Raw genomic sequence first — 20,725 nt, forward strand, 5'->3', positions numbered from 1 at the left:
GCATATAAGTTTGCCCATATCTTTGCAATTGATGCATTACGGCCTCTCTGCACAGATGTTAATAAGTATATCCGGTTGCGTTGTCAGCAGTGGTTTCACCAGCAAAATTAGCAGGTGTTATATTATAGGGTCTGTAGGTGTCAGGGGTATCCGGATCACTGGTATAACCTGATTCACAAGAATAACCGACAAGGTTACGTTTAGGGCTTGTTGTACCCTGGAAACACGCCATTGAAATGTTTTTACAGTTAAGATGGCTGTCTCGCTTTGCATTTGTTCCGAATTTAATTGTTGATATGAATGTGAGCCTCGCTCCGTAAGACTCAGATGTACTGATTATGCTTGATAAATCGGTATTTTTATTCTCAGTGCTTGTACCAAAGTAAATACCCTGCCCACTGAAAGCTATCTGGGTTGTCATTCTGTATGCAAACTTGTCAATTACATCATTGGAAAACATTACTTTATTGTTCCTGGTCGTACTGCCTGAGGAGTTGCCCATTACAGTAAATGCAACATGGGTAACATTATCTGCATGAGTGCCAAAGTTGGTAACTACACAATAAACAGTATTATTCGTATTGGAGTGTAGGTAGGGCAAATAATAACTTACATAGGTTGCATCAACGGCACCGGATATAGTCGCAAGCGTGACAACAAAAATAATTGACAGAGCCGTCACTAAAAATAATTTCTTCATTATAGCCTCCTTTGTAGAGAATTTATTTTATTCATTGTCATTTTCATAAATAACCAGCCAGCCACCAGTAGAGTATAGATTCATGCAGTATAGTTTGTCAATAGTTTTCAATAGCAATTTATATTATTTCCTTAATCGAGTGTTTTATGGAGATGAGAAAAGGGATTACCTCTGTTTGCAAAGTAACGGCAATTAAATCAGAGTTTTCGATAACAGCCAATAAGGGCTGATTTCCTGACATCAGTACTTTTCCCTCTTCTATTATTGTGTCTATATCTTTGCAAGTACTTTCTAAATAAGCTGGTTTAACATTGCCGGTTTCGGTTTTTAGCAGTTTTCTGCTCTGAGCCATTTTTACCAAAAACAATAACAGTGATATCTTGGCAAATTGCTGCCACAGGGCGGTATCATTAATAAAAATAGTGCCCTCCGTCCGGAAATCTCCTTCAATGTACATTTTAACAACAATTTCAGGTTCAAGCGCTGCTGTTATTGAGCTGGAAAATATAGCACCAATGGCCTGCCATATTGTTTTCATCAATGCCTGATTGCCGGCGTATAGTGAATAAACAAAAAGATTAAAAATTATTCTTAAAAGATATATGCCTTTTGCCATTGAGCTGACATTTTCCAGTATATCCGTTTTTATCTCCTCAATACGCCTGATTTTGTCTTTCTTATAATATGATGATACCTTGTTGTGAAATTCGTTGAAAGCCTCCGACCACTCATTGAGCATTTTTATATTTCTAATCTCAAGAGCCCTTCTTTGCAGAGCCTCCAGTGTAGAGTAAACAGAAAATTCATCACTCATTTCTATGTATTTTTTTCGGTTTAGTTCAATGAGCGCCTGATTGTAGGGTTCAATGGAAAAGGGCGGAGGGCCGGGGAGTGTATGGAGTTCTTTGAAAAAAGCCTCGATAGTTTCCATGCCGCCCTTTAGCAGAGAATTACTTAAGGAACATGCGAGGGATTCATTTAAAATATCCATATACTCTACAGAGAACTCCGCATTTCTAAAAACCGCCCCGGTAAACCATAAAAATATGTTTTCAGGTGTTGCCATTCTGCCGGACATTTCAGAAAATATCTCCAGAGAGCGTCTTATCACATCCCTGTTTCGGCTGCATGAGGAGACAGCAGCAAAAATTTCCATCCCTGAGCTCTCAACAATTGCAATCACCGGCAGATTGTTGCACAAGCTTGCAGCACTGTGTATTTTTGCTATTTGCTCGATAGGTAAAAGTAAAGCTGTCTGAAAATTCGCCACAGAGGCATCACCGGCCCGTGACGGCTCATCGTTGTCCTCAACAGTAAAGGCCGTCGCAGAGTCGTTTTTCTTTAACAAACAGGATGTTAGTTGTAGCAGCTCCGGAAGGATTTTTACAAGATTTTTACTGTTATGGGCTCTAACCTCCCGGGAGAGAATCTCACCTGTGCTTTGGAGAGCTTCAGCAAATTTTGAAAATCTGTTCCTTACCCTTGTTTTTGACACTGCATCCCATGCCTCCTGCAGAAGCCTGTTTAGAGTGTATCCGGCATCAGAGAGAAAAAGTCTCATCTTGATAAGATAATTCAGGGAAGCCCACAGGCCGGCGGCAAATATCAATAACGAAATCCACGCAGAGACCGCCCACAAGTCACTGTATGGCATCTCACGAATAAAAAACTTTAAAACAATACAGTAAAAAACACTAAAGGCAAGTAAAAAGGGGAGAGCCTTTGCCTCCCATATGCTAAAAAAAGCTGTTGATACTTTTGCCGTACCGTATCGCTTATCAGCTCTGTCCATTATCAGGTAGGAAAGTGGAATTAGCATGGCAAAAACGGCGGCATTAAAAACTACCATATCGCTTAAGAAGCCGGCACCGGGCATTATAAATTTGTTGATGTGCCATGTAAAATCAATGTTACCATCTATTCCTGGAACGTATAGATTGTTTTGCCGAAGCTTCTGATACTTTGTAAGAAAAGACTCTTTATATTTTAAGTAGTAGATTAAAGAGGATGCTGCCGCCCCAAAGACAAAAAGTCCCAGTGAATATAAAAAGTACTTTAAAGCCTTCATGCAAAGCTATTATACAGGCTGTCTTTAAGTAAAAGCTATTGGAATTTTTGAATCGCCGTTTTTTAAGAGAGAGCGTTGCGCTGACACCCTGATACTAAGTTGCCGACTGCGTTTACTTCTGACTTTTCTACACACTCGATCTGGTAATGAGCCCGAAATTATTACTTACACAAACCTGCTAAAAGGATATTAGCAGCGGCTTGTTTTTTCCGGAACAGAAATGTGCAGGTTGACGATTTCCCTGATCACGGCACTTCTGAAATCATCCAGCGGTGCATTCAGACAGTAGTAGCTCCAGGGTCCCTCCCTGCGCACCTTCAGAAAACCGGCATCTTTTAATATTAACAAATGCCTTGAAAGACGCGATTGTATCATGTTAAAAGAGGCCTGAAGCTCGCAAACACAGCTCTCCCCGTAAGTATAAAGAAATCTCAGTATCATCACACGGGTTTCATCTTTTACTGCCGATACTGTTTTTATAAAGTTTTCCATCTGCTGCATTATTAATTTTAACATAAATTATTTATATTATTATATCTACATATCTTGATATATTATATGTGATAGTGTATAATTAATAAATAGAGAAAATGAGGAGTTTGAAAATGGAAAAAATCAAAGTGTTATTTGTTTGTGTCCATAACAGCGCAAGGAGCCAAATGGCGGAAGCGTTTTTAAAAATTTACGGGGGTGACAGGTTTGAGGTTAAGAGTGCCGGCCTTGAGCCCGGAGTACTTAATCCGCTGGTTGTCAGGGTTATGAGAGAAGACAGTGTTGATCTCTCCGGCAACAGCACTAAAAGCGTGTTTGATATATTTAAAAAAGGAGATTTATTTGATTACGTCATAGCGGTCTGTGAAGAAACAAAAGCGGAAAAGTGTCCGGTTTTTCCGTTTGTAAATAAAGCTCTGCACTGGGGATTTGATGACCCGTCTTCCCTTGAGGGAACCGAGGATGAGAAACTAGCTAAAATACGGGCTGTCAAAGAACAAATTAAGGCAAAAATACAGCAGTGGATTAAGGAGATTTAAAAAACCATGACTGCGATTAACTCTAAGAAATTGTCCTTTATTGACAAATTTCTTACGCTGTGGATATTTAGTGCTATGTTTGCAGGGATTGGCATAGGATACTTATTTCCACAAACGCAGGATTTTTTAAATTTATTTCAGGTGGAGACAACTAATGTGCCCATTGCGATAGGGTTGATTCTTATGATGTATCCACCCCTTGCGAGGGTTAAATACGAAAAGCTTCACGATGTATTCAAAAACAAAAGTGTTCTGATGTTTTCTCTTTTACAGAACTGGGTTATAGGTCCGATTCTGATGTTTTCTCTTGCAATAGTGTTTCTCAGAGATTATCCGCAATACATGTACGGCTTGATTCTTACAGGCATAGCGAGGTGTATTGCAATGGTAGTGGTCTGGAACGACCTGGCCGGGGGTAACAGAGAATATGCCGCAGGGTTGGTAGCGTTTAATTCCATTTTTCAAATGTTGTTTTATTCTGTATATGGTTATTTTTTTATAACATTTTTACTTCCATTTTTTGGGCTGAAAGGAATAGTAGTTTCTATTACAATTTTGCAAATATCAAAAAGCGTATTCATTTATTTAGGAATCCCATTTATCGCAGGTATTCTAAGCAGGTTTATTCTTATTAAGAGAATGGGGACGGCATGGTATGAAAATGTGTTTATCCCTGCCATAAGTCCGATAACTTTAGTGGCACTACTGTTTACCGTGGCGGTAATGTTTACTTTAAAAGGACGTTATATAGTGCAACTGCCTTTTGACGTTGTAAGAATATTTGTGCCGCTTGTCATCTATTTTGTGGTAATGTTTTTAGTATCTTTTTATTTAGGCGGATTGCTTAAGTTTGGCTATGAAAAGACAACGACTCTGTCCTTTACAGCGGCAAGCAACAATTTTGAATTGGCTATAGCAGTGACAATAGCCCTTTTTGGAATAGACTCAGGGGCCGCCTTTGCAGCAGTTATCGGGCCCCTTGCCGAGGTACCCGTGTTAATATTTCTTGTAAAGGTAGCTCTGTATTTTAAAAAGAAGTATTTTGTTGTCTTTTAATAAACGCAGCCGTAATACCAAGCAGCAGTCGGAAGTAAACACAGGCGGCTGGGAGCTTTCGACAAAGCCAACAAAGTTAATCGAATGAATGCAGCTTGGTATGAATTATTTGACGGCTTCTGTGTACAAACTGTGCCTGCGTGATGTATTATAAACGTGGTGAGATCATGTAGAATATGCTGAAAAATTCAGATTATTGGGCTGAAGGTTTACAATAAAACTATAGTAACTGGAAAAATTTTATATAAAAACACGGGATTTGGAGGATTAAGTGATAGCGACAAATGATTTTAGAAGGGGAACTAAAATAGAGTATAAGGGTGAGCCCTATGAGATTATAGAGTTTCAGCATGTGAAGATGGGCAGGGGCGGGGCCTTTGTAAGGGCTAAGATGAAGGGACTTAAAAGCGGTAAGGTAATAGAGGATACGTTTAACTCAGGCGATAAGTTTCCTAAGGCCAATCTGGATGCCCGCCAAATGCAGTATTTGTATTTTCAGGATAATTACTATTACTTAATGGATATGGAAAGTTACGAGCAGCTGCCTCTGACAGCGGAGCAGTTAGGCGATACCAAACAATTTCTGAAGGAAAATATGATGGTTACGGTGCTCTTTCATAAGGAAAAACCGCTTACTCTGGAGCTGCCGATATTTGTGGAGCTGGCTGTTGCGGAAACAGACCCCGGTTTTAAAGGAGACACTGCCTCAGGCGGGGCAAAGCCTGCTGTGCTTGAGACCGGAGCAGCCATAAAAGTGCCGTTTCACATTAACGAGGGGGATGTCATTAAAGTTGACACACGAACCTTTGAGTACATAGAGAGGGTGAAATAATGGATCTGGAAAAAATCAAAGAGTTATCGGATTTTCTAAAGGAAACAGATATAACTGAGTTTTTTTATGAAGAGGGCGGAATTAAGATAAAAATAAGAAGAGGGCACAGGGCTGTGCCGGCTGCCGCCCCTGCAGTGGAGCCTTCTCAGATTGTAAAGGCACAGCAGAGTGATGTGGCAGCGGCTGAGGACAGATATGTAACTGTGAAATCTCCAATAGTGGGTACATTCTACCGGTCGCCGTCTCCGGGGGCTGCCAATTTTGTAGAGCTTGGCGATAAGGTTAAGCGCGGACAGATACTGTGTATAGTGGAGGCAATGAAACTCATGAACGAAATAGAGAGTGAGTGTGACGGAGAGATAGTTAAAATATTCCACGAAAGTGAAACGTCGGTAGAGTACGGCGAACCGCTTTTTAGTATAAATCCACTTTAAAAGCTGCAGTGTCAGAAGGTGATAGAATGTCTCTTTTGAAAAAAATACTTATTGCTAACAGGGGAGAGATAGCCATAAGAGTAATCCGTGCGTGCAGGGAGCTGGGGATAAAAACGGTGGCTATATACTCGGAAATAGAAAAAGATTCGATGCATGTGGCTTTAGCGGATGAGTCGGTGTGTGTGGGGCCCTCAAGGGCGGCAGACAGTTATTTAAATATACCGTCAATTTTAAGTGCAGCCGAGATAACCGACTCAAACGCAATACATCCCGGGTACGGGTTTCTTTCAGAAAATCCGCAATTCGCCGAGGCTTGTAAAAAATCACGGATAACATTTATAGGGCCTACCCCTGAAAACATCCGCCTTGGCGGGAATAAATCAAAAGCAAAGCAAATACTTCGCCGCCATGGTATTCCAGTAATTCCCGGCAGTGACGGCAACATAACAGATAAAAAAAGCGCTTTGAGCATAGCTAAAAAGATAGGCTTTCCAGTAATAATTAAAGCCTCGGCAGGGGGCGGCGGCAGGGGGATGAGGATAGTGCGTGAGGAGCAGGTGCTTGAACAGGCGTTTTCTGCGGCGGAGGCGGAATCGCTGGCCGCTTTTGGTGTCGGTGATTTGTACATTGAGAAGTACATAAATTTTATCCGGCATATAGAGGTTCAGATAGCGGTAGGTAATGACGGCACTGCGATTCATCTTGGTGAGCGGGATTGCTCTGTGCAAAGGAGACACCAGAAGCTCATAGAGGAATCACCCTCACCTGTGATTACTGAAAAGCTGAGAGAAAAACTCGGCAAGTTTGCAATTAAGGCCTCTGAGGTTCTTAAGTACAGAAATGTCGGGACGGTGGAGTTCATAGTTGACAGAGACGATAATATTTACTTTATGGAAATAAACACCAGAGTGCAGGTGGAGCATCCGGTAACTGAGATGGTAACTGGTGTGGATATAATAAAAGAGCAGATACGGCTGGCCTCGGGACTTCAACTGAGTGTAAAACAGAAAAACATTAAGATTCAGGGCCATGCGATAGAGTGCCGGATTAATGCCGAGGACCCTTACACTTTTGTTCCCTCCCCAGGTAAAATTACCTTTTTGTATCTCCCCGGCGGCCCCGGCATAAGAGTAGATACCTTTATACATAGCGGCTACACCGTGCTTCCACACTATGACTCTTTGATAGCCAAGGTGATTTCCCACGGAGCGACCCGTAAGGATGCAGTTGACAGGATGCTCAGAGCTCTTTCAGAGTTTAAACTGGAGGGCATAAAGACAACAATTCCTTTTCACAAGACAATTCTTACAAATCCTGATTTCCTGTCCGGCCAATTCGACACCGGATATCTTGAAAGACTAAAGGGAGGCCACTGAGATGAGTGGTTACAGAGGGCTCTACTTAAGCGGCCTCTGTTTGATTATGGACAGGGGCGACCGTGCTAAGCCTGCTTTTGATTCAGCCGTATCAGCTATCGGCTCCGGTGTTAAGTGGATACAGTTACGCGACAAAAACAGTGACAGACTTCAGATATTTAAAACCGGCAGAGTGCTTCGCTCTTTAACCTCCGCTAACGGGGTCAAATTAATAATTAATGACTATCCCGACATAGCCCTTGCTGTTGATGCTGACGGAGTGCACATCGGGCAGTCGGATATGCCGATAAAATATGTCAGAAAGGTGTTTGCTAAAAATAGACACAAAATAATCGGTGTATCCACGCACAGTGTGGAGGAGGCGTTGAGGGCTGAGGAGGAGGGCGCAGATTATATTGGTTTTGGTCCAATGTTTAAAACAGTAACTAAGAAAGAGGCCGGAGCTCCGAGAGGTATAGAGATGCTCGCTGAGGTGTTAAAACGGGTGGCAATACCGGTAGTGGCAATAGGCGGTATTATGCGGGACAATGTTAAACTTGTACTAGAGGCGGGGGCACATGCTGTTGCCGTTGCCTCGGCCATTATGGATAGCGATGATATTGGAACAACAGCATCAGAATTTATTTCAGCCGTCTCAGGCGGCGGCAGGCATGCGAGGTAAAGCAAGTGTAGCACTGCTTAACCTCCACAATCCTCTGCTTCAGTAAAGGATTTATTCCAATTCTAATTCATTGGTATTATTCGTAATTTCTCTGTAAAATCAGACACTCTCTGAATTTTGCTTTTGCTCTGTAGTTGTCCTTTACCCATGAATCAACAGTCGGAGGAATATAAACCTCAGAGGTTACTATGTTTCCAATTACTATAAATTTAGGCGGATTTTTTTTCAGTTCATTAAGTACCTGCTCCTCCTTTTCCGTGCCTTTGCTTTTAAGCGTATCTATAAAGAGATGCTTTAACGAATAAATGTAGGAAGTTGAGCTTAGGCGCTCACTTTCAATATATGTGTATTTGTTATAGGATGGCGACCATATATAGTCGGTACTGAGGCTGTTGTTTTTAATGTAGAGGCTGCACTCCTCCGGCGCCCTTTCTTTGTATGGCCTCTTTATTCTTTTGTAAAACTGATCAACCATCGGCCAGTCAAAAACGCTGAGACATATAGCAAATATGGCGATAACGGCTATGGTTGACAATTGTGCGGGAAAACGGTGAAAGTACCGCTTAATAGTACAAGCCGAAAAAACCGCTCCGGAGGCGGCAAGGGCGGTAAATGGTGCAACAAGCTGCAGATAGTAATGGGCAAAGTGTGTTATAGTAATATTTACACCTATTGTGCCGAAAATAAACCAGATTAATAAAACCAAGGGGGCGTAACGGTATTCTTTATTGTATTTTTTTGAAAAAGAACCAATCACGCCGAGTAAAAAAAAGAAGTCTGTTGAAAGTATAAATAACATATGTTTAACCATCATACCAACAGCAATGTTGTAAATCTGTGATACACCCAATCCGAATTTTTTATAGGAATAGTGTTGTGAATATGATAGGTTATTGGAAAGCACCTCTGCAAAATAAGATAAAAGGTCTGCCTTTGTAAGATACGCTGCAATTAATAATGCAGGTAGTATGGCGGCTGAAACAAAAATAACTCCTAAACGGAGTTTTTCCTTAATGTCTGCATTTATGTTTATAAAAAGATAACCGGTCCATGGAATAACCAAAAAAAGAAAAGGCTCTTTGGTTAACACGGCCAGGGATAAAAACAATCCGGATGCAATTAAAAGCAAGGTTTTTTTGTAACCTTCAGAATCAGTACAATAAAGGGAAAAAAACACCCCTGTAAGTAAAAAAGCAGAGGCGTACTCCTCGGTGTAGTTGCCGGAGGAAAACAGAAGGGGAGTGTAAAAATGGCGCAAAAGAACTAATGTAAAAACAATGGCGATAAGAAAATTACCATGAAACAACTTTAGAAGAGTTAAAAAAAAGGCAATGGCAATGAGCATGGCAAATAGGCGTTCCATAGCATAGATGCTGTTTACGCAGGGGCCTGCTATTTTAAACGCTAAAAGGTTCAGCAAAAAAATTGCCGGCAGTTTATGGTCATAAGCATCCCTGTAAAGAGCTTTACCTTTAAACATGTGAAACCCTGTGTTTACAAAGATACCGGAGTCTCCGACATGTGCAGTGGAAGTAAAAAAATTAATGGTTCTAAATGAAACCCATATGACAAGCAGTACAAGAAGTGCTTTAGCAAATATGTAAAAATTTTTTTTTAGCTTTACCATAAACTATGTGTCCCCGGAATTAGCGGCTTATCTGAAACGCACTCTCTCCAAGTGTGTTTTTTTTAAACCTTTTCTTTATCTGTCATTTTCCCGGCTTGATTGAGAATCCACTTCTTTTTTCCCTTTTATAAAAGGACATAGATTCCCTTTTTCACGGCAATGACAATATAGAAGGGATAACCCTTTAAATCCATATCAATAGTTCCCATCTAAAAAAATGCCGATCTCAGGCGATAGTGCTCTCTTATGAAATCAACTTTGCAGCGTCAACAGCGAAGTAAGTCAGAATCAAATCAGCGCCGGCACGTTTTATGGAAACAAGTATTTCCATCATGACGCCTTCATAGTCAATCCAACCCATTTTTGCAGCGGCATGTACCATGGAGTACTCTCCTGAGACGTTGTAGGCGGCAACTGGAATCAGCGTATTTTTCTTGACCTCTGCGATAATATCCAGATATGAAAGGGCTGGTTTAACCATAACAATATCAGCCCCCTCTTCTATGTCAAGCAATACTTCACGGAGCGCTTCCCGCCTGTTGGCAGGGTCCATCTGATGGGTTTTCCTGTTACCGAACTGAGGAGTTGACTCCGCCGCTTCCCTGAAGGGGCCGTAAAAGGCTGAACTGTACTTTGCTGCATAACTCATTATAGGTGTTTCTGAAAACCCGTTTTCATCGAGAGTTTTTCTGATAGCGGCCACCCTGCCGTCCATCATATCTGAGGGGGCTACCACATCTGCTCCGGCCCTGACATGAGAGAGTGCCTCTTTACAGAGGAGTTCAAGGGTGGCATCGTTAATGATTTCCCCGTTTTGCACTACCCCGCAGTGGCCGTGGCCGGTATATTCACACATACAGACGTCGGTTATCACGGTAAGCTCAGGTGCAGCATCCTTGACAGCCTTAACGGCATTCTGTACCACACCGTCGTCTTTATAGGCGTCAGAGCCAAGCTCATCCTTATGCTCAGGCAGCCCAAAAATAATAATGGCGGGTATCCCCAGGGAATGTACCTCATAGGCGGTCCTAGCCAATTGCTCATGTGACTGCTGAAAACACCCAGGCATAGAACTAATCGGCCTGTTTATGCCGCTGCCCCCAACAGCAAACACAGGATATATGAAATCATTGACTGACACGGAGGTTTCCCTGACCATATCTCTTATAGCCTTTGTTTTCCTGAGTCTGCGCGGCCTTGTTATAGGAAACATCCTGATAGTGTAGAAGAAAAATACAAAAAAATCAAGAAATTTAAAATTAAATAATTTATGGTATTGCCATTTTTGCATTAAATTTATAAACTACCGGTAGTCAATTAAAAAAATGCACTGGCTTATTAAATAAAAAGAGCACAGGAGACTTTTGATGTTAGAAGTATATTTTGGCAACATGCTTGAGGAGATCATAGGGGAAAAGGGGCTTTCAATCGCTCAAGTTGAGGGGATAAGAGAGAAAGTGGAAGGCGCCCACAAACAGATAAATGAAAGAAAGTGGAAGGAGCTGGCATTTTTAGACCTTGGCAGCCAAAAAACGGCTAAGATAAAGGAAATAGCCCGCAATGTCAGGGATACCTCCGAGCACTTCGTAATACTTGGTATTGGCGGCTCAGCCATCGGGCCAAGAGCGATACTGGAGTCGCTCAGTCCGCTGCATAACTATAAAGGAAAGCCGAAAATCCATATCTTTGACAACATTGACCCAAGAACCATAGCAACCATGCTTGACGTCATAGACCCGTCTAAGACCACTGTTAATGTTGTAACAAAATCCGGTAACACTGCTGAAACCATCGCCACATTTATGCTTTTATGGGATAAAATAGAAAGAGCAGTGGGCAGCGATGTTGTAAACAGGTTTATATTGACAACCAACCCTGAAAAGGGTATCATCCGCAGCCTGATAAAGGAATATAATATAAAAAGCCTTGAAATTCCAACCAACATTGTCGGCAGGTACTCGGTGCTGACCACAGGGCTGCTTCTTTCGGAGGTGGCGGGGATAAGCTCGGATGAGCTGCTAAGAGGTGCGCATGAGATAACTCAAAAGTGCAAATCGGCGGAACTCTGGGAAAATCCGGCATATATATTTTCATGCCTGCTGTATCTTATGAGCACTGAGGAAGGCAGGAACATTAACGTAATAATGCCTTATGCCGATGGGTTAAGAGCATTTTCAGACTGGTTTTGCCAGTTATGGGCGGAAAGCCTTGGGAAATTAGGCTTTGGTATCACACCGTACCCATCAGTGGGCACCACAGACCAGCACTCACAGCTTCAACTTTGGATGGAGGGCCCTGAGGATAAAGTTGTTATATTTGTCAAAATAAAGGACTATGGTAGAGATATTAAAATTCCGGGGGTGCTCAGTGACAAGGAGGGTTTTAATTGTCTGTCGGGGCGCTCGCTCAATGAGCTCATAAGCACAGCGCTGCAATCCACCGAGCATTCGCTTTCAAATGCCTCAAAACCAAATGTTACGGTAGCCATACCGATTCTGGATGCTTACCATGTCGGGCAGTTATTTCAATTCTTTGAGATAGCGACAGCATTTATAGGGTTCCTCTTCGGGGTTAATCCGTTTAATCAGCCGTGGGTGGAAACCGGTAAGAATAACTTGTACGGCGCACTGGGCAAGCCGGGATTTCAAACCCGCAATGAGCAAATAGAAAAGATGCAAAAAGACTCTGTTTGCTGGAAAATATAAAAGGTTACATTTCATCCTGCCGTCCTGGGGTTGGTATTAATTCCTGAGCTCAAAACTTGTGTATGATATGAGGAACTATGAAAGAAACTATTTTAAATAACGGAGCGCATTACTCCAAAGACGGCAACTGCCGGTTTTCTCTGTGGGCGCCGGATTTTAAATCTGCTGAGTAAAAAAAAGTTATCTATAACAGGTAGTACCTTAGCCAGATATAAATCATAGATATAAAAATAGTCAGCATCATAATGGGAAAACCGTATGCCGCAAAACGCATAAAAGAAATCTTCCTTCCTGCCTTTTCAGCCATTCCAACCACTATGACATTTGCTGTGGCACCGATGGCTGAGCCGTTACCACCTAAGCACGCTCCCAATGCCAAAGACCACCATATGGGCATAAGGTCTTTGTGCCGGAGCAGGTCAATACCCTCAAGGTTAGGCCAGAGTTGATGCGCCATGTTTATTATCAGGGGATTCATAGTGGCAACAAAAGGAATGTTATCAATAATTGCCGATGCAATTGCTGAAAACCATAGAACGACCATGCTTGTGGCAAACAAGTTTCCATTGGTAAGAGCAAGCATTTTAAGCGATAACAAATTGACAAGCCCACCCTTTACCACGCCTCCGACTATTATAAAAAGCCCTATAAAAAAGAAAATCGTCGGCCATTCTACCTCCGCAAGTATATGGTGCGGCTCTTGGGTCTTTGACAGTAAAAGTAAAAGCCCCGCACCAAAAAGCGCTATTGTTGCCGGTTCATAGTGAAGCACGCCGTGAAAAACAAATCCGGTTAGTACCAATCCCAGCACTAATAGAGACTTCTTAAGCATCAACGGATTTCTTATTGCCTCTCTTTCATCCATTTGAAGAATTCTTAATTTCTTTTCTTCCGTTGTCTTCAGTTTGTTGCTGAATACTATTTTAATAACAAAAACAAGTACAACCATCATTAAAACAACTATCGGGGTCAGATGTACGATGAAATCCATAAAATCAAGTTTCGCTTTTGAGGCAATCATGATGTTTGGCGGATCCCCTATGAGCGTTGCCGTCCCTCCGATATTGGATGCTACAGCCTCCATAATAAGAAACGGCACGGGGTCAACATCAAGAGCATCTGCTATAAGAATGGTAACCGGCGTTATAAGTAACACCGTTGTAACATTATCTAAAAGGGCGCTTAATACGGCGGTAACTACAGCAAAAATTATCATAATGCGGATGGGGTCACCTTTTCCCATGCGGGCGCCCTTGATGGCAATGTATTCAAAAAAACCTGTAGGCCGCATAAGGTTAATTATTATCATCATGGAAATAAGAAGGAAAATAACATTCCAGTCAACACCAAGCTCCTCAACATGAAAAGCCTCGTGCTGATTAAGTATATTAAGAATTATCATGAGTGAGGCGCCGAATATCGCTACTATTGTCTTATGAATTTTTTCGGATATTATAGCAACATAAGCTGCTACAAATATTATGGTTGACGCATAGAAAACAAAACCTCCGGCAGTTATTGTAGTTGCAGCAGTTTCGTGCATCATTTTCCCCCTGTTTCATTATCTAACAGCGTCTTTATTACCACGTTGTATAAATCACGCAAATGTATCATGCCGATAACCTGATTTTGAGTATTTACAACCGGAAGCCTTCCAACATTATGCTTTAATATAATATCCAGACATTTCATAAGTGGAGCGTTTTCATCTACGGTGACCGTGGTTTTACTTATTATACCCTCAATCGGCATATCGGAGATTTTGCTTACCAGTGTTTCAAACATCCCGTCCCAGGTAAAAGCGCTGAGGTCATCCCCCATTTCCATATAGCTCGGATGAACTGCCTCTAAGATGTTTATCATACTGAGCATTCCAATGAGTCTCCCGTCATCATCAACAACATGGAGCCCTCTCACTCCGGTTACTCCCTCAGAGCGCCTTGCGCCTGCCATCTTTCGCACCGCCATCCTTATTGTGTCTGTATGTGAGATTGATTGATCTACAACCTCCATTATATCTTTAGCTTTCATAAGGGGCCTCCTTTGGTATATGTTATTGATTATAGCAAAATAATTTAAAATCTTGACAAGAATCTGTTGTGGATTAACATATCCTAATACAAAGCTGCAGTCAAAAGAGTAACGAGGTGGCAAGGAGCAAGCGACGCCTCCCTGGATTCCCCTTTAGAGGAGGGTACGCCCCTGAGCTTTTGACCAAGCCAACGAAGTTAGACGATTGAATGCAGCTTGGTATAATGTTATAATAACGCCGATGATAAAGACCGACAATACTCATAAAAACATACACTTTAAACTTATAGGCCGCCTTACGGCCGGATGGCTTATACTTTCACTGTTATTAGGGATTATAGTGTTTTATGTTAAACTTGAGAGCATTGATGAATTAGTGATTAAACTTGCAGAAAGCGAATCCAGGCCGCTGGTTGAGGATAAGAGTGCATTAGAAAATTTGCAGTGTAGTACTGAGGAGTGTATTGAAAATCTGAGGATAGACATGAATGAACACATAGAAAAGGGCCATTTTATTATTGTTGAGTTATATGACAGAGAAAAGAAAAGAATTTTAGAGGTGGAATCTCCGGATGCCGACACTGTGCATCGTTATGAAAAGATGGTAAAAAAGGAAAAAACGACCCACAAGTTTAAGGAGACAACCAGCTACAACCGGCTGTATGTTTCCGGGAATATTTTTATTCAGGTTTTTGTGCCTCTTCAGGAGCCCGATGGCGCGATAGCAGGCTACTTTGAGGGAGTCTATAAAGTTGACAACAGCACTATGGATGAAATAACAGATTTAATAGCCGGTTCTCTTTTGCTTGTAGTTGTTTGTGTTTTTGCAACTACTGCAATTCTTTATCCAATAATAATTGTTATGAATAAGGATTTGATAAAACTCTCAGCGGACCTCTCTGAGGCAAACATTGGAATGCTTGTTGCTCTTGGCAGTGCTATTGCCAAACGCGACAGCGATACAAATGTTCATAATTACCGTGTGACCATTTACTCTGTGAAACTTGGAGAACGTGCCGGAATTAATAAAGAGGCTTTAAGAAGTCTAATTAAGGGCTCATTTCTTCACGATATCGGAAAGATTGCAATATCAGACAACGTTTTATTAAAACCCGGCAAACTCACTGAAGAGGAGTTTGAAATAATGAAAACACATGTGCTCCACGGCGTGGATGTTGTTGATAAGTATAACTGGCTTAAGGATGCCATAGATGTGGTAAAGTACCACCACGAAAAATACGACGGCTCAGGGTATCTGTCCGGTTTAAGCGGAAATGATATACCTTTAAATGCCAGGATATTTGCCATTGCCGATGTCTTTGACGCTCTTACCTCTAAAAGACCCTACAAAGAGCCCTATTCCTATGCGCAAACCATCGCCGTTTTACAACAGTGCAGCGCAAAGCATTTTGACCCCAAATTCCTTGATTTATTTATAGAAATATCTAAAGACCTTTATGATTCTTTTAGTAAAGCGGATGATTCCTTTTTGGAGGCGGAACTTAATGGAATTGTCAGGAAATATTTCTGATTGCAGTCAACTTGGTATTATACATATTCCGGCAGGAAACCGTTTTATTACATTGCACTAAAGGCAGCCTGCCGTCATTTCAAGCTTAAGATACATAGTGGTCTCACCGGTTACAGCGTATCTGTGGTCTGCTCTGAGCCCTGCCACCCATATTAAGTCAGAGCCGGAAAACACCAAAGGTATTGAGTCTCTGAGGTGTCTGTGAATTTTTTCGTCAACAAAAAAATCATGGAGTTTTTTCTTTTTACCAAATCCCATTGGATAGAAAAAATCACCCGGGCGCCTGCAGCGTACCGTTAAACAGGGGGCTGTCCTGCCGCCATCCAGACATACCTGATACTTACCGCCACAGGGGATATTCTCAGGGCTTACTGAGGCTCTGAGAGCTAATCCAGTTTCTTTCAATACAACACAACCGGGGATATTTAATTCATATTCGCTGATTTTTAAAGGGGGTTCTGTGGTTATTCTCAATGTGGAATATCCCTTGATTGCTTTAACACCGTGTGGCAGCACAATGGTATCACCAGCTTTGCCGGTTCTTATTAATTTTATTATTTCATAGATATGGACATAGCCAACCTTTCTGAGAGAAGCTGCTGCTTCTATGGCGGTTCTCAGAGTGCGCCTGAGCAGGGCAGTCTCCAATACCTCAAGCGGCGGCAAAAAAAGCTCAACGGTCGTATCAGATTTTCTGCTAATCAGCGTCATAGTTTTTTTGGCTGCCTGGACTGTCATATAAGAGTCCTCTTCCCTTATGACCTCACCGGTCTTTGCAAGTGTGTGTGCAATACCCTGGTTAAACTCTTTAGCAAGGTATGGTATCAGGAAATGGCGTACTTTGTTTCTCAGGTAGTCTGACTTTAGGTTTGATGAATCCGTGATAAACTTCAATCCGTTTGTTTTAAGATAAGCCTCAATCTCACCTCTGGGCAGCCCGATAACCGGTCTTATAAATTTTCCCCTGACCGGAGGAATTCCGGAAAGCCCCCTCATGCCGGAGCCTCTTATGAGGTTTATCAAAATTGTCTCGGCCTGATCGTCCATGTTATGCCCCAAAGCCACCTTTGTTGCTTTTATCTCATATGCAAAACTCTCAAATATTTCGTACCGGAGGTTTCTAAAAATCTCCTGTTTGTTATGTTTTATCGAATCGGGGTTGGTAATTACTCTGACGTCAAAGGGTATGCCAAAGGAGCGGCAAAGGCCGGCGCAAAATTCAATTTCCACAGGGGTCTCCTTTGGCCGCATTCCGTGGTCAACACAGAGGGCATAAAGGTTAAGGTTTAAATCGAGAGTTTTCAGCACATGCAGCAAGCACACTGAGTCCGGCCCCCCGGAAAGCCCCACTATAACAGTCTCAGAGCCCGCCAACATGGAGTGCGCTCTGATTGTCTCTTTTACCTTTTCTATTGTTGTCACAGTTCAGCAGATACTAAGAAAGATTTATAATCTGTTGACATTTCAGTCTCTGAACAGCAATCCTGTCCGTTACGTTTTTTTTTATGGCCTTATGCACCCCTACTACACCTCCCTTATACCAAGTTGTAGTCAAAAGTACAACGCAGGCGTCGCTTGTTCCTTGCCGCTTGAGTTTATTTTTGAATTAGAATTGGAATTATACCAAACAGGCGGCTTACTTTACAATTATTTTGCATTATGTTTAAATATTAGCATGACTAAGGAGGAGACTTGGGCGGTTCTCAGGGAATCCGGAGCTGTGACAGGTGAAATGCCGGCGGGAAGATGGGACTTAAGCGGAGCTAAATTAACCGGCACTAACCTTAAAAGGGGATATTTTCAGGACGCAGTCCTCAGAAAAGCCGACTTAAGGGGAGTTGACCTATACAAATCAACCCTCCGAAACGCTAATCTTGCGGGGGCAAATCTCCACAGGGCCAGTTTAAGCAGATGCGACCTCTTCGGCGCTAATCTCTCTGATTCAGACCTCTCAATGGCCTCTGTGTCGGAGAGCGACCTCTCCGGTGCCATTTTAACTGACGCAAATATGGAAGACGGCATTTTTTTCTTTGCTGAGTTTAACAAAGCAAACCTTAAAGGCGCAAATCTCAAAGAGGCAAATTTCAAACGCGCTGTCTTAGTTGGTGCCACTTTGGCAAATGCCACCATGGTAAACACAGATTTCTCTTTTGCCGATCTAAGCGGCGCTGACCTAACCGGAGCCGCCCTAACCGGCATCATTACTGTTGGATGGACCATCAGAGCCGTTAAGGCCTCACACATATACTACACAAGTCAATCACTTAACGCTAATGAACAGAACAGGCACAGAGTCACTCTTAAAGAGGGCGAGTTTGAGTCTCTTTTCAGATCATATCCTTATATTGAAGTAATTTTTGCCGGAGTCCATCTCTATGATGACCTGCTGACTATGGGCTCTATTGTTAATTTTATTAATTTACAAAAAAAGGAGTTTAATTTAAAATTGGCAGGCATGAATATTAAAGGACAGTACTCTTTTGTAAGAATTACAACAGACAAGGATGAGTACTTAGGTCTCTTATCGTCTATGTTTTTAACACTGCTTCAAAAAGCCATGAAAGAAGGTATTAACATAAACAGCCGGTTATTGGACTTTGGAGGAAACGTTTATAAAATACTTCCTCGTAAACAAACTCTCAATATCAACGCAAGGAGGTTAACCGTAAACCTCATACACAGCGACGGTACCTTACATGCTCAAAGTGGAAAGATACTGGAGTCAGCGTCAAATGAAATCAACCGGCAATCATAACTCAGGAATTTACACCGCCTTTATAGAGAATAGCGTACATTGGCTTGTGCCGGTGTTATTGTGCTTTGTTATAACGGCAGTATCACTTAGGTGGAATTTTGTTCAACTGGACAGCAGTTTTAATGCAATTGCCCTTGAGGATGGCAGAGTGATATTTCAGATGGTGGAAAACACAAGACTCTGGAATGCGCGTCATGGCGGTGTCTATGTCGCTATAACAGAGCAGACCTTGCCAAATCCCTATCTAGATGTAAAAAGCAGGGACGTTACGACCACAGAGGGCTTGAGGCTAACCCTTATTAATCCTGCATACATGACACGGCAGCTATCTGAAATCATGATGGAACGCAACAGTATGATGTTTCACATAACCAGCTTAAAGCCTATCCGCCCTCAAAACAGTCCTGATGACTGGGAAAGCAGAGCGCTCAAAGAGTTTGAAAACGGAGTTACCGAGAAATCTGAGCTCTTTGAAAAAGCAGTTTTCAGGTACATGGCGCCTTTGAAAACCAAAGAGGCCTGTTTGAAATGCCATCATAAGCAAGGCTACAAAGTCGGCGACATAAGAGGTGGAATAAGTGTTACCGTTCCGGTTAATGTACTTTACAGTTCTATAAAAAAGCAAAAACTTAATCTTGCATTTCTTCACACAATTATATTTTTGTCAATAACCGTCATGATACTGTTTTTTATGTCTAAAATTCGCTCTCAGTGGTATAAACTCAAACTTGCCAAGGTGGAACAAGACTCAGTGGTAGAGCTAAGGACACATGAAATCAAAGAGGCTAACGAACAGTTGACAATAGAGGTTGATGAGCGGAGGCGCACTGAGGAGATTTTAACCGAATCTGAGACCAGATACCGTTCCCTCATTCAATCAGTGCAGGATGGTATAATTTCAACTGATGAAAATGGCCTGATTATTTCGTTTAACCACGGGGCGGAAACTATTTTTGGATACAACGAGGCTGAGTTAACAGGCAAACCGGCTACCGTGCTGATTCCTCTAAAGCTTCAGGATGCTTACATCAGAGGAATTCAGATGATGCAAATTCTCGGAGATTCCTACTTTGCCGGTAAGAGAGTTGAATTTGAAGGCCTTAAAAAGGATGGTGCTGAGTTTCCCTGTGAGATTTCCATAGCCTCGTGGAAAATTAAGGGTAATAAGTTTTACGTTGCCATTGTCAGGGATATTACGGACAGAAAGCAGATGGAAAATCAAATAACCGCCTCTTTGCACGAAAAGGAAGTCCTTCTGCGGGAAATTCACCATCGCGTTAAAAACAACATGCAAATCATCACAAGCCTTCTTAACCTCCAGAACAGTTACCTTAAAGATCAAAGTGATATTGAGATTTTTAACGAGACAAAGAACAGAATAAAGGCCATGTCTTTAGTGCATGAAAAACTGTACCAGTCGGAAACCTTGTCAAAAATAGACTTTAGCGATTACGTCAGAAACCTTGCAAGGGGTCTGTTTAGGTCTTACGGTATCAGTGAAAACAAAATCAGCCTGAAACTGGACATACCGGCTATTTCTTTTGTCATAGACACTGTCATCTCTTGCGGGCTTGTAGTAAATGAGCTGATTTCCAACTCGATAAAATATGCCTTTCCCGCTATTACCGCCAAAGATTCTCAATCCGGCGCTAAAGCACCTGATATGGAAATAGGCCTCTCACTCCGTCCTTTGGAAGATAATAATTATGATTACAAGTTACTGGTTTGGGACAACGGTGTGGGCATACAACCGGATTTTGAATTAGCCAATGTGAAATCCCTGGGGCTTCAACTGGTACAGTCCATAGTTGAAAATCAACTTCAGGGCCGGCTTAAAATCGAGCGTACAGGCGGCACTAAGTTTAAAATTGTTTTTAAGGAAAGCACGTACAAACAACGTCAATAGAAGAGGACAAAT

General features: G+C 42.0%; 18 protein-coding genes. 10 read left to right on the top strand and 8 right to left on the bottom strand.

Annotated elements, in window-relative coordinates; genetic code table 11:
* Window positions 1–58: 58 nt before the first annotated feature.
* The 3 genes from H7844_02915 to H7844_02925 all read right to left on the bottom strand — a co-directional run bounded on the left by H7844_02915 (window position 59) and on the right by H7844_02925 (window position 3,260).
* Window positions 59–700: a hypothetical protein gene (locus H7844_02915; GenBank protein MEO5356232.1), complete on the bottom strand. Its 642-nt coding sequence runs from the start codon at window positions 698–700 to the stop codon at window positions 59–61.
* A 118-nt stretch (window positions 701–818) separates the two neighbouring features.
* Window positions 819–2,768 carry a hypothetical protein gene (locus H7844_02920; GenBank protein ID MEO5356233.1) on the bottom strand — a complete coding sequence of 650 codons (1,950 nt, stop codon included), beginning with the start codon at window positions 2,766–2,768 and terminating at the stop codon, window positions 819–821.
* Between the two features lie 189 nt (window positions 2,769–2,957).
* Entirely contained in the window at window positions 2,958–3,260 is a 303-nt protein-coding gene (locus H7844_02925) for a metalloregulator ArsR/SmtB family transcription factor (GenBank protein ID MEO5356234.1), read from the bottom strand.
* 113 nt (window positions 3,261–3,373) lie between these two features.
* On the opposite strand from H7844_02925, the gene H7844_02930 reads away from it, so the two are divergent.
* From H7844_02930 to thiE, 6 genes are all read left to right on the top strand, one after another.
* Complete coding sequence (locus tag H7844_02930) at window positions 3,374–3,799, top strand: arsenate reductase ArsC (GenBank protein MEO5356235.1); 426 nt, start codon at window positions 3,374–3,376, stop codon at window positions 3,797–3,799.
* 6 nt (window positions 3,800–3,805) lie between these two features.
* The gene (arsB, locus tag H7844_02935) at window positions 3,806–4,855 is read left to right on the top strand and encodes an ACR3 family arsenite efflux transporter (protein ID MEO5356236.1); all 1,050 of its coding nucleotides are present in this window, start codon (window positions 3,806–3,808) and stop codon (window positions 4,853–4,855) included.
* 271 nt (window positions 4,856–5,126) lie between these two features.
* The gene (gene efp, locus H7844_02940) at window positions 5,127–5,687 is read left to right on the top strand and encodes an elongation factor P (GenBank protein ID MEO5356237.1); all 561 of its coding nucleotides are present in this window, start codon (window positions 5,127–5,129) and stop codon (window positions 5,685–5,687) included.
* A complete protein-coding gene (accB, locus tag H7844_02945) occupies window positions 5,687–6,121 on the top strand; it encodes an acetyl-CoA carboxylase biotin carboxyl carrier protein (GenBank protein ID MEO5356238.1) in 435 nt (144 codons plus the stop codon). Before efp ends, accB begins: the two co-directional genes overlap by 1 nt.
* Before the next feature lie 26 nt (window positions 6,122–6,147).
* Window positions 6,148–7,497 (top strand): acetyl-CoA carboxylase biotin carboxylase subunit, encoded by a 1,350-nt coding sequence (accC, locus tag H7844_02950; protein MEO5356239.1) that lies wholly within the window; start codon window positions 6,148–6,150, stop codon window positions 7,495–7,497.
* Window position 7,498: 1 nt separating this feature from the next.
* Window positions 7,499–8,158 carry a thiamine phosphate synthase gene (gene thiE / locus H7844_02955; protein ID MEO5356240.1) on the top strand — a complete coding sequence of 220 codons (660 nt, stop codon included), beginning with the start codon at window positions 7,499–7,501 and terminating at the stop codon, window positions 8,156–8,158.
* A gap of 76 nt (window positions 8,159–8,234) precedes the next feature.
* On the opposite strand, the gene H7844_02960 is transcribed toward thiE, so the two are convergent.
* Window positions 8,235–9,785, bottom strand: a complete 1,551-nt coding sequence (locus tag H7844_02960) for a hypothetical protein (protein MEO5356241.1) — start codon at window positions 9,783–9,785, stop codon at window positions 8,235–8,237.
* Between the two features lie 244 nt (window positions 9,786–10,029).
* On the bottom strand, window positions 10,030–10,998 hold the full coding sequence (gene hemB, locus H7844_02965) for a porphobilinogen synthase (protein MEO5356242.1): 969 nt from the start codon (window positions 10,996–10,998) through the stop codon (window positions 10,030–10,032).
* Window positions 10,999–11,152: 154 nt separating this feature from the next.
* Between hemB and H7844_02970 the strand changes: the two genes are divergently transcribed.
* Window positions 11,153–12,490, top strand: coding sequence for a glucose-6-phosphate isomerase (locus tag H7844_02970; protein MEO5356243.1), 1,338 nt, complete (start codon window positions 11,153–11,155; stop codon window positions 12,488–12,490).
* 184 nt (window positions 12,491–12,674) lie between these two features.
* Here H7844_02970 and H7844_02975 read toward each other — a convergent pair whose 3' ends face one another.
* Both H7844_02975 and H7844_02980 read right to left on the bottom strand, forming a co-directional pair.
* Window positions 12,675–14,033: an ArsB/NhaD family transporter gene (locus H7844_02975; protein ID MEO5356244.1), complete on the bottom strand. Its 1,359-nt coding sequence runs from the start codon at window positions 14,031–14,033 to the stop codon at window positions 12,675–12,677.
* A complete protein-coding gene (locus H7844_02980; protein MEO5356245.1) occupies window positions 14,033–14,521 on the bottom strand; it encodes a CBS domain-containing protein in 489 nt (162 codons plus the stop codon). The genes H7844_02975 and H7844_02980 overlap by 1 nt, the downstream gene beginning before the upstream one ends.
* Before the next feature lie 205 nt (window positions 14,522–14,726).
* On the opposite strand from H7844_02980, the gene H7844_02985 reads away from it, so the two are divergent.
* Complete coding sequence (locus H7844_02985; protein ID MEO5356246.1) at window positions 14,727–16,052, top strand: HD-GYP domain-containing protein; 1,326 nt, start codon at window positions 14,727–14,729, stop codon at window positions 16,050–16,052.
* A 57-nt stretch (window positions 16,053–16,109) separates the two neighbouring features.
* On the opposite strand, the gene tilS is transcribed toward H7844_02985, so the two are convergent.
* Window positions 16,110–17,474 carry a tRNA lysidine(34) synthetase TilS gene (tilS, locus tag H7844_02990; protein MEO5356247.1) on the bottom strand — a complete coding sequence of 455 codons (1,365 nt, stop codon included), beginning with the start codon at window positions 17,472–17,474 and terminating at the stop codon, window positions 16,110–16,112.
* A 310-nt stretch (window positions 17,475–17,784) separates the two neighbouring features.
* On the opposite strand from tilS, the gene H7844_02995 reads away from it, so the two are divergent.
* A complete protein-coding gene (locus H7844_02995) occupies window positions 17,785–18,807 on the top strand; it encodes a pentapeptide repeat-containing protein (GenBank protein MEO5356248.1) in 1,023 nt (340 codons plus the stop codon).
* A complete protein-coding gene (locus H7844_03000) occupies window positions 18,785–20,713 on the top strand; it encodes a DUF3365 domain-containing protein (protein ID MEO5356249.1) in 1,929 nt (642 codons plus the stop codon). The genes H7844_02995 and H7844_03000 overlap by 23 nt, the downstream gene beginning before the upstream one ends.
* Window positions 20,714–20,725: the final 12 nt, after the last annotated feature.

This window comes from Nitrospirae bacterium YQR-1, from assembly GCA_039908095.1.
In the GTDB taxonomy this organism is placed as follows: Bacteria; Nitrospirota; Thermodesulfovibrionia; order Thermodesulfovibrionales; family Magnetobacteriaceae; genus Magnetomonas.